Source organism: Streptomyces sp. YIM 121038 (genome assembly GCF_006088715.1).
Classification (GTDB): Bacteria; Actinomycetota; Actinomycetes; order Streptomycetales; family Streptomycetaceae; genus Streptomyces.
Map to the genome: position 1 here is coordinate 275,101 of NZ_CP030772.1, position 12,441 is coordinate 287,541.

Annotated in this window: 9 protein-coding genes and 2 pseudogenes; 3 read left to right on the forward strand and 8 right to left on the reverse strand. The window is 67.1% G+C overall.

Annotated features, from left to right (window positions below; all coding sequences use genetic code 11):
* Positions 1–403 precede the first annotated feature (403 nt).
* Positions 404–1,159, forward strand: coding sequence for a transposase family protein (locus C9F11_RS43970; protein WP_138968013.1), 756 nt, complete (start codon positions 404–406; stop codon positions 1,157–1,159).
* An 11-nt stretch (positions 1,160–1,170) separates the two neighbouring features.
* On the opposite strand, the pseudogene C9F11_RS43975 reads toward C9F11_RS43970, so the two are convergent.
* Positions 1,171–1,854: pseudogene (locus C9F11_RS43975) on the reverse strand (helix-turn-helix domain-containing protein); the annotation flags it as partial.
* Here C9F11_RS43975 and C9F11_RS49805 point away from each other — a divergent pair.
* The gene (locus C9F11_RS49805) at positions 1,820–1,945 is read left to right on the forward strand and encodes a hypothetical protein (protein WP_269078185.1); all 126 of its coding nucleotides are present in this window, start codon (positions 1,820–1,822) and stop codon (positions 1,943–1,945) included. The pseudogene C9F11_RS43975 and the gene C9F11_RS49805 overlap by 35 nt on opposite strands.
* Positions 1,946–2,033: 88 nt before the next feature.
* Here C9F11_RS49805 and C9F11_RS43980 read toward each other — a convergent pair.
* From C9F11_RS43980 to C9F11_RS44010, 7 genes and pseudogenes are all read right to left on the reverse strand, one after another.
* Positions 2,034–2,516: pseudogene (locus C9F11_RS43980) on the reverse strand (YcaO-like family protein); the annotation flags it as partial.
* Positions 2,517–2,591: 75 nt separating this feature from the next.
* On the reverse strand, positions 2,592–3,611 hold the full coding sequence (locus tag C9F11_RS49215; protein ID WP_249402317.1) for a terpene synthase family protein: 1,020 nt from the start codon (positions 3,609–3,611) through the stop codon (positions 2,592–2,594).
* An 848-nt stretch (positions 3,612–4,459) separates the two neighbouring features.
* On the reverse strand, positions 4,460–5,770 hold the full coding sequence (locus C9F11_RS43990; protein ID WP_346347494.1) for a cytochrome P450: 1,311 nt from the start codon (positions 5,768–5,770) through the stop codon (positions 4,460–4,462).
* 54 nt (positions 5,771–5,824) lie between these two features.
* Positions 5,825–6,817, reverse strand: coding sequence for a 4-hydroxy-3-methylbut-2-enyl diphosphate reductase (locus C9F11_RS43995; protein ID WP_138968017.1), 993 nt, complete (start codon positions 6,815–6,817; stop codon positions 5,825–5,827).
* Positions 6,814–7,896: a polyprenyl synthetase family protein gene (locus C9F11_RS44000; protein WP_138968019.1), complete on the reverse strand. Its 1,083-nt coding sequence runs from the start codon at positions 7,894–7,896 to the stop codon at positions 6,814–6,816. The genes C9F11_RS43995 and C9F11_RS44000 overlap by 4 nt, the downstream gene beginning before the upstream one ends.
* A complete protein-coding gene (ispG, locus tag C9F11_RS44005; RefSeq protein WP_138968021.1) occupies positions 7,893–9,035 on the reverse strand; it encodes a flavodoxin-dependent (E)-4-hydroxy-3-methylbut-2-enyl-diphosphate synthase in 1,143 nt (380 codons plus the stop codon). The genes C9F11_RS44000 and ispG overlap by 4 nt, the downstream gene beginning before the upstream one ends.
* Positions 9,032–10,984, reverse strand: coding sequence for a 1-deoxy-D-xylulose-5-phosphate synthase (locus C9F11_RS44010; RefSeq protein ID WP_138968023.1), 1,953 nt, complete (start codon positions 10,982–10,984; stop codon positions 9,032–9,034). Before C9F11_RS44010 ends, ispG begins: the two co-directional genes overlap by 4 nt.
* Positions 10,985–12,089: 1,105 nt before the next feature.
* Here C9F11_RS44010 and C9F11_RS44015 point away from each other — a divergent pair.
* Positions 12,090–12,422 (forward strand): helix-turn-helix domain-containing protein, encoded by a 333-nt coding sequence (locus C9F11_RS44015; RefSeq protein ID WP_138968025.1) that lies wholly within the window; start codon positions 12,090–12,092, stop codon positions 12,420–12,422.
* Positions 12,423–12,441 lie beyond the last annotated feature (19 nt).

The window sequence follows — 12,441 nt, forward strand, 5'->3', positions numbered from 1 at the left end:
AGAGAATCTCAAAAGATCTTGGCGTGGAATAGTCGCCTTCGTCCTATCCCTTGGAATATCTGTTTCCCTATGCGTCTCGCTAATTATCGTATCACTTTCAACTCATCCCATATCTCAACAATTTGCCGGCGTACTGTCGGCGCTCTGCGGCGCCACGGTGGGAGCACTAGCGACGTACCTCGGGTCTGCCGGACAGCAATCGAAACCTACTCGCCCCACTAGACCCCAGGAAGGAACTCCCCACGGGGAGCCACAAGCCCATACCGGCGAAAGCTCAAACTCCTCTCATTGAGCTTCTTTGAGTTGGCCACCGATCAGGTGACGGCCTATAGCGCAGCGAGCGAGGCCCCCGGGATGTTGATCGAGATGTCTGACGTCTCAACCATGCTGCTCGGGGGCCTCGTTGGTCATCCATCCTGCCGCACTCGACCTGCCCCGTGCACTCGTGGAGTGGGTCACCATGCTGATCGTCACGCGTGAGGGCGACCGGCGCTGCAAGCTCCGCCCGTCTCAGCGCGCGATGGTGGCACCGGTGTACCTGCGCGAACACACCACCCTGGCGAAGATCGCTGCCGGGTTCGGGATCAGCCAGCCCACCGCCCACGCCTACACCAGCACGGTCATCCACCTGCTCGCCGAGCGTGCACCGGGACTGCTGAAGGTCCTGCGCGAGACCGGTCCCGACTTCGTCCTGCTGGACGGCACCCCCGCCGAGTGCGACCGGATCGGCGACGGACGAGCCGACTACTCCCACAAGCACCGCCGGCACGCGGTGAACGTGCAGGTGGTCACCGATCCGGATGGCCGGCTGCTGTGGCTTTCACCCACGCCGCCGGGCCGGTCTCACGACCTGACCGCCGCCCGCACTCACTGGATCATCCGCATCTGCGAGCGCCAGGGCGTCCCCATCCTGATCCTGGCCGATCTCGCCTACCAGGGCGGCGGCCCCTGGCTGACCACGGGCATCAAACGCAGACCCCTGCAGGAACTCACCCCCACCGAGAAAACCGTCAACCGGGCCCTGGCCACAGCACGGGCACCGGTCGAACGCGGCATCACCCGCCTGAAGTCCTGGCAGACCTTCCGCAGATCCCGATACAGCCCCAACCGCATGACGTCCATCGCCAAAGCCGTCCTCACCCTCGAGCGGCAACACTGAAGAAGCTCAATGAGCATGACCATGGGGTGGCTGTGGCGGGGCTGTCGCTGCTGGGCCTGGCGGCGGGGCCTGCGGCGGGCACGGCCGCTGCGGAGGGCTCCGGCCAGTGCACGGCGGAGTTCACCGCGGCCCTGGACGTAGAGGGCCTGGTAGATCGTCTCGTGGACCACGTGCATCTCCGGCCGGTCGGGAAACTGCTGGCGCAGAGCGTGGCAGATCTGTTCCGGGCTCCACTTCTCGTCCAGCCTCTCCTGGATGGCCCGCAGCAGCACAGGATTCACGGAGATTTTCCGGGGCTTGGGGCGGGGCCGACGGGCATCAGCGCGGGCCTGGGCCGCATGGGGACGGTAGTACCAGCGGCCGTAGTCGTGCAGCACGGTGCGGTTGCGGCGGATCTCTCTACTGATGGTGGAAGGGCTGCGGCCCAGTTCTGCGGCTATCTGCCGGATCGTGGCCTTCTCCCGCAGCCGGTCGGCGATGTGGATGCGCTCGTCCTCGCGCAGATACCGCGACGGGCCGCGGACCACCGGCGCCTTCCGTGCCGGAGGCAGCGGTCTGCGGCCCTGGCCGCGTGAGCGGTCCCCGTTACGCCACTTCTTGCCCGTCCGGATGTCGACACCGACGATCCGGCAGGCGGCTTTGCTGCTGTAGCCCTGCTCCATGAGCTGGAAGTATGCGGCCCGTTCCCGGGGCAGCTTCTTCCTGCCCTGCGGCTTCGTCCGGTCCTTGCGGATCTCGAACTCCATCGAGCACCCCAGTTCACTGGGGTATTGCGACAACCGCTAGAACTCAAGCCCCTTGACCGCATCTCCGGGCCGGGGCCAGTGGCGGCCGGGCCCCGGTGCGGGCCGGGCCGGTAGACGGCCGGGGGCGTGTCCTCCCGGCTTCCGGTGATCTGGGTGAGCCTCGACTGCGCGGCCTTGGTGAGCGCCCGCGACAGGGCGACGTGCGGGTCCAGGTGGGCGCCCGAGCCGGACACCAGGAACGCGGACAGGTCCTCGCGCCACAGGTAGCAAGCCATCACCGCCACGCCGAACCGGCCGGGCAGATGCCACAGCTCCAGCCAGGCGCCCGCCGCCCGCACCCGGCCGATCAGGTCCGCGCAGTGAGCGTCCTCCACGCTGTCGGGGTCCAACCGGTGCGCCTCGCCTGGCCGCTCGGGGTCGGCGAGGTCGCTGATCACGTCGCGCTCGATGAGGCGCTGGACGTTGCCGCTCTCTCGTGAGGCCTCCAACGGCCAGGAGAGGCAAAGGTATCCGCACAGCACACCCCGGCGACCACTACCACAGGGACCGCACGCAGCTCTCTCTTGAGGCGTCAACCATGCCTGGTGAGGCAAAGGCGTCACGCTCCCCATTCGAACAGTGCGGCAGACGCAACCAGTTCCGCCGGAACCGCTACAAGAGAATTAGGAGGGGGCAGCTCTTTGGGCCTACCTGGGCAGTAGGTCTTCAACGTAGGAAGGCAATCCGGAAGCACTGATGGTAGATGGGTCGAAGCGGTTGGTGCCGGTGCGATCCCATTCCTCCATGCGGCCCGCCCAGCTCTCAAAGCCGCTGACACAGTCCAAGACCAAGTTCTGGACCCGGTTAGGAGTGGAGAACTTGGTCAGCAACCCGCTCAGCTCATGTCTTGCCGCGATGAAGTCCTTCACGCGGTTGTCGATGCGCTCACAGACCTCCTGAACTGCCTGGGCAGTGGTGAGTGTCCCGGCGTGCTGCAGGACGGTGACGAAATTGATCGGTTCGTCGGCAGCCAGTTCCATATGGAGGGAGTGGACGTCGTTCGTCCAGCACATGATGTCGGCAATCGCCTCACGGATCACCTGGTAGGGTGAACTGTTGTGCACGGCGGACGACACTGGCGCGCCTCGGCATAGTTCAAGCATGTCGAAGATCGGATAACAGAAGGATGCCTCACGGCGCATCATGGAGAAACTGCCAATATCGGGGATGCTGGCATTCCTCCGAAAGGCGTTCTCCTCTTCGTGCCCGTTGAGGACGAGTGCCAGGTCATGGCGGAATCTGGTGTGCCAGTCAGGGCGGGCACGTGGCTCGAGATGTTCCAGGATGTCGGACAGCGCCCTGACCAACGGGCTGTCCTCGGCGTCGACGTCAGAGCCGGAGATCACCGCGCGCAGCCTTGTGTTCAGGTCGTCGTATGCGGAAGCGCGGCGCGTGCGGGCGGCGTTGTTCTGCTGGTCGTCGAGGAAGAACGCCAGAGTCGCGAACTCCACGACGAGTGCCGCATCCTCAATTCCGGCCCGGTCACAGCCCGCGGTCATCAGGCCGGTGATCTGATGGCGCCGGAATCGTGCCAACGCGCTTGCGCCCGCCAGCAGTCCGTGATGCGTGGCCCATCGTTCCGCGCTCCGCTGGATCACGGATTCGCTCTGGTGCCTCCGGATCTGAAACGGAAGTGTGATCACTTCCTGCCTGTGCTGCTCGAACATTCTCCATCCTCCGTAGCCTTGAGGTTTCACCGCAGGTTTCGGCCATATGCGACCACCATCGCTGGTCCAGGGATCGGGTCTGTGTGATCGGCGAAGACTTAGTGAAGCTCTTCGCAGGCAGCGGATCCAAGAGGCCGTGCTGGATGAAGGGCTCCTGGACATGGCGGAGTGTCAAGGAGAAGAGGTTGTCGGCGTGAGGCGTGATGGTGCGGACTCTCACTTCACCTCCGATGCCGACCAGACCGGCGGTGGCCAGAGCAGGGATGAGCTTACGGCCGTAGAACGGATCGGCGTCGGCTGCGGACATCATTTGTGCGCATGCGCTGATGAATGTGGCGGTCCGCTCGGCGATGTGCGGTGTGGCAGCGAGTGCAGCGGACGCTGCGACGGTCTCTGGATGCATGTCGTGGTCCTCGACGACGAGCCAGCCGTCGGGGGCTAGCCAAGAGGCGAGCCGGTCGACCACGTGCTGCCGATTGGGGAGATGTTCGATGACGGCGCGGGCGTGGATCAGGTCGAAGCCGAGATCGCCCGGGGTGTCGCGGGTGACGTCGAGTTCACAGACCTCGAATCCTGGCCGGGTATCGGTCGGTAGGAAACGGAGGTCGATGTCGGTGGCCGGGACGTACCCTTCGAGGCCGGCCTCGTCACTGATCCATCGTGCGATGCTGCCCGCTCCAGCGCCGATCTCCAGGCACCTGGGCGGGGGACACCCAGGCCAGTGAGCACGCTGATGCTGGTCGGGTCGTACTGTTTCTCCAGCGCCTTGAGCCGGAGTTCCTCATGCTCCCAATCTTCGCTCATGACGTAGGTGGCGGCCTGGGGCTCTTGGATGGTCATAGGTCGCCTCACCGCAGTCGCGCGATCATGATCAGGTTGGAGGGTTGGACCGTTGTCCACGGGATTTCGCGGACGTGTGTTCCCGGCTGGTGGGTCAGGGTCCAGCGGCGGGTGATACTGGCGATTGAGACCATGATCTCGGCCATGGCGAAGGCGTCGCCGATGCACCTGTGCTTCCCCACACCGAACGGCATGTAGCCGGAGCGGGGCAGGTTCCCGGTCCGGCCGTCGAGCCAGCGGTCGGGATCGAATTCCATGGGGTGGTCGAAGACCTCTGAGGACCGATGCATGGTCGTCAGACTAAAGGCCACCTCGCCTCCCGCAGGGATGCGATAGGCGCCGAGGTCCACCGGACCCGCAGCTCGCCGGGAGAGGAACCAGTTGGGCTGATGCAGTCGCAAGACCTCGTTAGCGGCCGCGATCGTGTAGGGCAATTTCCCGAAGTCCTGATAGGAGATCGGCCTGTCGCCTAGCTCGGTCTGCAGTTCGTTGACCAGTCGCCGTTCGGCCTGCGGGTGCCGGGCCAGTTCGTGGAAAAACCAGGCGAGTGTGGTGGAGACAGTCTCGGCGCCTGCCACCAGCATGGTGACGATCTCATCTCGCAATTGTTCTTCACTGAATCCATAGCCTTCGTCGCGGGCGCTGATCAGCATGTCCAGTAGACAGTCATCTTTAGGGATCCCTGTTCGCTGTTCGGCGATCAGCGTGTTGACGATATTGTGGAACACGGCGACGGATTGTTTGTAACGCCGATTCACTGGAAGAGGTAGCTTCTCCATCCATGGATAGGGATAGAGCGCCTGCGCAGTAATGCCTGCGACGATTCCAGGAAAGGCGCGTTCGACCTGCTCGGCAGCACGGTTTGCGAGGTCCGCCCGAAATAGCGTTCGCGTCAGGATCTCCACGGCTGTCTCGTGGGTCTCCGCGCTCATAGCGAACGGCTGCCCTACTTTCCAAGCGCTCGACCTGTCCTCCACGACGGAGCGCATAGTCTCGACATAGCACTCCATCTTCTGGCGGTGGAAGGCTGGCTGGATCAACCGCCGGTTCCGCCAATGCTGCTCGCCTTCGGAGACGATGATGCCTTGGCCGAAGATTTTGGCAGCCTTCTCGAAGACCAGTCCCCGCGTGAAAGCTCCGTCCTCTCCGGTGAAAAGGGACCGGACGAGCCGGTGGGAGGTGAGGAAGTAGATCGGTTGGCGGCCGATATAGATGGTGACGACGTCCACTGACTGTGGCAACGATGCCAAGAACGCGAGCGGGTCCTTGAGCATCCTCGGTAGATGTCCGGCCAGGGGGGAAATGCCCGGGAAGTACAGGAGGCTCTTTCACCGGGCGCTTCCGGCGCTGCCCGTGTTGAACTGTGCCTGCCATTAGTCGCCCTGCCCTTCGTGATCAGCGTGCTTTGGACTTACGGATGCCAGCGCCGATACCGTCAGCTGGCGTGGCAGTGCGAAGCGCTGGTGCTCCTCAGTGACGGTGGCGGTCTCCACGTCGCTGTAGCCGTGTGCGGCCAGCCAGTGAATAACGCCGTCGACCAGGATCTCGGGGACGGAGGCGCCGGAGGTGACGCCGATCGTGGTGACGTCCTGGAGCCACGCCTTGTTGATCTGTTCGGCGTAGTCGACCAGGTAGGACGCTGTGGCGCCGGCGCCGAGGGCGACCTCGACCAGGCGCTGGGAGTTGGAGGAGTTGCGGGAGCCGACGACGATGACGAGGTCGGCCTCGGCTGCGATCTGCTTGGCGGCCTGCTGGCGGTTCTGTGTGGCGTAGCAGATGTCGTCGCTGGGCGGCGAGAGCAGGTGGGGGAACTTGGTCTTGAGGGCGTCGGCCGTCGCCATTGTCTCGTCGACTGAGAGGGTGGTCTGGGAGAGCCAGACGACCTTTGACTCGTCGCGCACCTCGACGTTGGTGACGGCCCCTGGGCCGTCGACGAGCTGGATGTGGTCCGGGGCCTCGCCCAAGGTGCCGATGACCTCCTCGTGGCCTTCGTGGCCGATCAGGAGGATGTCGTAGTCCTCCTTGGCGTACCGCACGGCTTCCTTGTGGACCTTGGTGACCAGCGGGCAGGTCGCGTCGATGGTGGTGAGCCCGCGCTCGGCGACCTCCGCATGGACGGCCGGGGCCACGCCGTGCGCGGAGAAGACGACGATGGAGCCCTCGGGCACCTCGGCTGTCTCCTCAACGAAGACCGCGCCCTTCTTCTCCAGGGTCTGGACGACGTACGTGTTGTGGACGATCTCGTGGCGCACGTACACCGGCGGCCCGTACAGCTCCAGGGCCCTGTTCACGGCGGTAATCGCCCGGTCCACCCCGGCGCAGACTCCGCGTGGGGAGGCGAGCAGCACGCGCTTGCGGCCGGTCATGAGGTGCGCTCCACGGCCAGGGCCGCGATGCGGCGCAGGGCGGTGATGGAGACGGGTGGGCAGGGGGTGTTCTGCAGGGCGGCCAGGGCCTGCTGGTATCTGGTGGCGATCATGGCCTCCACGGTGCTGCGTGCGCCGGTGGCCTCCAGCACCTGCCGGATGCGGGCGGCACCTGCCTCATCCAGTGCTCGCTGGCCCACCAGCCGGTCAAGCAGCGCCCGTTGGGTTGGGGTGGCGCGCTGGGCGGCCAGGGCGAGCAGGACGGTGTGCTTGCCTTCGCGCAGGTCGTCCAGGACGGGTTTCCCGGTTTGCTTGGGGGTTCCGTAGATGCCCAGCACGTCGTCGCGGAGTTGGAAGGCTTCGCCCAGTGGCAGGGCGTACCGGCTCAGGGCATCCAGTAGCCCCTGGTCGGCGCCAGCGAGGACGGCGCCGGTGTGCAGGGGGCGCTCAACGGTGTACTTGGCGGTCTTGTACCGGATCACGCGGAGTGTCGTGTCCAGGTCGGTGGCAGGCTTGTGGGGGGCGAGCAGGTCCAGGTGCTGGCCGTAGGTGACCTCCTGGCGCATGGTCTGCAGCACCTGGTTGAGGGCAGCGCGGCGGGCGGGCGGGGAGACGGTGGTGTCGAGGAGTTCCTGGGACCAGGCCAGGGCCATGTCGCCAGCCAGGATCGCGCCGCAGATCCCCCACCATGCCGCGTCCTCGCTGTCCGGGGCCGGGTGGCGGTGCGCCAGAGCGCGGTGCACAGCGGGCCGTCGGCGGCGGGTGGCGGAGTTGTCCATGTTGTCGTCGTGGATGAGGCAGAAGGCGTGGAACAGCTCCAGCCCGGCCGCCACCCGCGCCACGGGCGCGCTGTCGCCGTGCCCGCCCGCCGCCTGCCAGCCCACCACGCACAGCAGCGGACTCAGCCGCTTCCCGCCCGCGTGAAGGAAGCCATGCAGGGCACGGGGGACGTCGTCTGGCAGGCAGCCTTCGACGGCGGTGCGGATCTTCTGGCCGAGGAAGTGGCGCAGCACGGCCTCGACCCGGTCTTGGACGGCGGACAGGTCGGCGGGCGGGGCCGCCAGGGATGGAGCCGTCATGACACCTGACCTCCGTGCGGGAGCTGGCTCTGCTCGGCCAGGCGGAGCGCTTCTTCCACGAGCGTCTCGACGATCTTGTTCTCGGGGACGGTGCGGACGACCTGGCCCTGGTGGAAGATCTGGCCTTTGCCGTTGCCGCAGGAGACCCCGAGGTCGGCTTCGCGGGCCTCGCCGGGCCCGTTGACGACGCAGCCCATCACGGCGATGCGCAGCGGGTGGGGGAAGCCGTCGAAGGCGGCCTCCACCTGCGCGGCCAGCTTGTGGATGTCGACCTGCAGTCTGCCGCAGCCCGGGCAGGAGACAATCTCCAGCTTCCTCGGGCGCAGGCCGAGTGAGGACAGGATGTGGCAGCCGGCTTTGACCTGCTCCGCGGGCGGCGCGGACAGCGAGACCCGGATGGTGTCCCCGATGCCTTCCGCGAGGAGGATGCTAAAAGCGACGGCGGATTTGATCGACCCCTGGAACGCGGGACCGGCCTCGGTCACCCCGAGATGGAGGGGGTAGTCGCACTGCTCGGCGAGCAGCCGGTTCGCGGCGACCATCGTCAGCGGATCGTGGTGCTTGACCGCGATCTTTAGATCATGGAAGCCGTGCTCCTCGAACAGCGAGCACTCCCACAGGGCCGACTCCACCAGGGCTTGGGGGGTGGCCGCGCCGTACTTGGCCAGGAGGCGCGGATCGAGCGAGCCGGCATTGACGCCGATCCGGATGGGCGCTTTGGCCGCCGAGGCGGCCTGGGCGATCTGGCCGATCTTGTCGTCGAACTTCTTGATGTTGCCCGGGTTCACGCGGACCGCCGCGCAACCTGCATCGAGGGCGGCGAAGACGTAGCGGGGCTGGAAGTGGATGTCGGCGATCACCGGAATCGGCGACTTGGCGACGATGGTCGCCAGGGCGTCGGCGGCCTCCTGGTTGGGGCAGGCCACGCGCACGATGTCGCAGCCCGCCGAGGTGCAAGCGGCGATCTGCTGCAGCGTGGCGTCCACGTCTTCGGTACGCGTGGTGGTCATGGTCTGCACACTGACCGGGGCGCCGCCGCCCACGGGCACCGACCCGACACGCAACCGACGGGAAGGGCGGCGACGCCCCGGAACCTGGTGGGAGGGCAGCGTCGGCAGGCTTAGTTCCGTGGTGGTCATCGTGTCCTCCGGGAAGCGGAAGGGGCGGGCTGGCGGGCAGCCTGCGGGGTGGGGGCCGGGCGCTGCACCGGCGCTTGGTCCGCCGGGGGGATCGGGACCTGAGTGGAGCGGGCCACCAGCACGGCGTTGGTGATCGCTTCCGCGCTCAGTCCGGCTTGTTCCAGTAGGCCCTCGCGGCTGCCGTGCTCGATGAACGCCTGCGGCAGGCCCAGGCGCACCAGCGGCACCCGTGCCGCACGGTCGTTGAGGGACTGGAGCAGGGCCGTGCCCATACCGCCGTGGCGCAGGTTGTCCTCGATGGTGACGACCAGACGGTGGCGGGCGGCGAGATCGGTCAGGGCCGGTTGGATGGGCAGTAGCCAGCGGGGGTCGATCACGGTGGCGCCGATGCCGAACTCTTCCAGCTCCCGCGCTGCTTCACAGGCCCGCTGGCCCATCGGCCCGGCCGCGACCAGCAGTACGTCCCGGCTGCCCGCCAGGCTGCAGTGCAGCACGTCCCCGGCCTCCAGCCGCTCCACCGCCGGCAGTCCGGCCGGCGCGGGGCCCTTGGGGAAACGCAGCAGACTCGGCCCCTCGCCATACGCCACGGCCTCGGAAAGGAGTTCCTCGAGCCGGGTGGCGTCTCTGGGGGCGGCGATCCGCAGGCCGGGGACAGTGGAGAAGACGGACAGGTCCCACATGCCGTGATGGGAGGGCCCGTCCGGGCCCGTGATCCCGGCCCTATCCAGAACGAAGGTGACCGGCAGCCGGTGCATGGCCACATCCATGAGGACCTGGTCGAAGGCCCGGTTCAGGAACGTGGCGTAGATCGCCACGATGGGGTGGTAGCCGCCCATCGCCAGCCCGGCTGCACTGGTGACGGCCTGCTGCTCGGCGATGCCGACATCGAACACCCGCTGCGGGAACCGCTCCGCCATCGCGTGCAGACCGGTGGGACGCAGCATCGACGCCGTCACCGCCACCACTTCCTCGCGCTGTTCCGCCAGGTGCAGCAGGCTCCGCGAGAACACGCTGGTCCACGACGGGCGCGCCGTCGTGGGAGTGCCTGCCACGCCGGGCGCAGGAGGAGAGGTGGGGCGGCCGGTTGCCGGATCGACCACGCCAACGGCGTGCAGGCAGTCCGCCGTGTCCTGCTCGGCGGGCTCGTAGCCCTTGCCCTTGACGGTGAAGGCGTGTACCACGGTGGGCCGGTTCATGGCCCGCGCCCGCGCCAGGGCCTGTTCCAGCTCGCCGGTGTGATGCCCGTCGACGGGGCCGAAGTAGGTGAAGCCCAGGTCAGTGAAGAAGTTGTGGCACGTCTCCAGACCGCCCCCGAACCGCAGGTCGTTCAGATGCGCGGCAAGCGCACCGCTGGTGGGGGCGTAGGAGCGGCCGTTGTCGTTCACCACGACGATGACCGGCCGGTCCTTGGCCGCACCCAGATTGTTGAACGCCTCGAAGGCGAGGCCGCCGCTCAGCGCACCGTCCCCGATCACCGCCACCACCGCCCGGTCCACTTCTCCGGCCAGCTGGCGGGCCTTGGCCAGCCCGTCCGCATACGCCAGGGCCGTGGAGGCGTGCGAGTTCTCCACCAGATCGTGCCCGGACTCCGAACGGGACGGGTAGCCTGACAGGCCGCCCGGCTGCCGCAGCCGCTCGAACCCGGTCCGGCGGCCCGTCAGGAGCTTGTGCGCATACGCCTGATGGCCGGTATCGAAGATCAGCGTGTCGTGCGGGGAGTCGAATACCCGGTGCAGGGCAAGGGTCAGCTCGACCACGCCGAGGTTCGGGCCCAGATGCCCACCCGTGGCGCACACCTTCTCGACCAGGAACTGCCGGATCTCCCCCGCCAGTTGCAGCAGCTCATCCGCGGACAGCCCGCGCACATCAACGGGACCCACCACCGCAGGCAGCAGCGGGCCAGGCGCCAGAGACGGGGACTGGGACTGGGACTGGGGTACCTGTGCCATAACGGGGCCTCACACCAGAAGGGAGAACACACCCGCCCAGCGAGCCCGTTAGGGCCGCGGAGAGCGGAAATCGCCTCACCATGGCCCCGGTCAGACCAGCTCACACAAGGCGCAGCCCACCCGCGCATTGACGCGGACACGACCTACGAAGTGCGCCCGGGAGATCGCTACAGCACACCGCAGCACCATCACCGCATCCGTGCGCATCCGCCCGCACACGCCTCCACACGCCCACGCAGAAACGACACTGCACACTTGCGTGCACCACCCACACCGTGCCAACCACGTGCCGGGTCCGGCCACCGCGCCCCCGCGGGCGTCACCGGGGCCGGCAACGGCGGTTCCGGGTTCGCCTCAGTCAGCTGGACACCGGCCGTATAGCCCTGGCCCTGGCCTCAAACCAGGGAACACTCTCCACCCGGTCACCCACCGGGTGACACCGGTGCAGCCTTACCGGTGGCAGAACAGACGAGGCACCCAGGCACTCAAGGGAGGCGTGGCATGGGAGGCTCGCGGTGCAGATGCGCCGTTCTGGCGCATCTCCCCCAAGAGCGTTCGCTGGCGGCAGCGGCAGCCCACGCTCTGAGTGGGAGTGTCTGCCGGGGGGGGAGCGGTAGCTTGAAGGTCCCGGGCCCTGGTGGTCGGTGTCCCTGACAGCACGGAACAAAAGGGCCCGGCCCCGTTTCGGGACATGTGGCCGCGTTCGGCTTCGGTGGCCTGGTAGCGGTAGGACTCCGTACCGGTCGGCAGGAGCGTCGCGCGGGAAGGTGATGCGGTCGGCGACAGCCGCGCGGAGCCTTGGGCCGGCGGGGGCTTTGACCAGCAGCTTTATACGGCTCCGGAGGATCCTCCAGTCTCCTTGGTCCACGTCTTCAGTACGGTTTTCGGCGCGAGTGCCCGCCCGTATCCGTCGAGCACATCCTGCGCTGGTCCCACTGGCGCCGAAGAAGGCAGCACCAGGCCCGCCGCAGCCACTACAAACGACGCGGCCACACACCACCAGAAACTGCCCACCCGTCATAGAAAAGACCGTTGCAGTATTACTGATCTCTTCGGGGTGTTGTCGGGTGGTGACGTTCCTTGATCCCTGCGGTAAGCCGGGACTATGCGGTATGCGCAGGGTGGAGGGCTGACTCCGGAGCGGCAGCGGTTCCGTGAAGGGATCCGGTTTGAGGCCGGTCAGCGGTTCGAGCGGGGTGAGAAGACCGCGGCGATCGCGAGGGAATTGCGGGTGAGTGAGCGGTCGGTGGAACGCTGGCGGCATGCGTGGCGGCACGGCGGCATGGGAGGTCTTGCCTCATCGGGGGCGGCGAAGCTGCCCAAGGTGTCCGATGGCCAGTTCGCCGCTCTGGAGGCTGAGCTGGCGCGGGGGCCGGCCGCACACGGCTGGGAGGACCAGCGGTGGAAGAAGGAGGTGTGGCCGCAGGTGGAACTATAGCGGCGACGCTCGGGGCCTA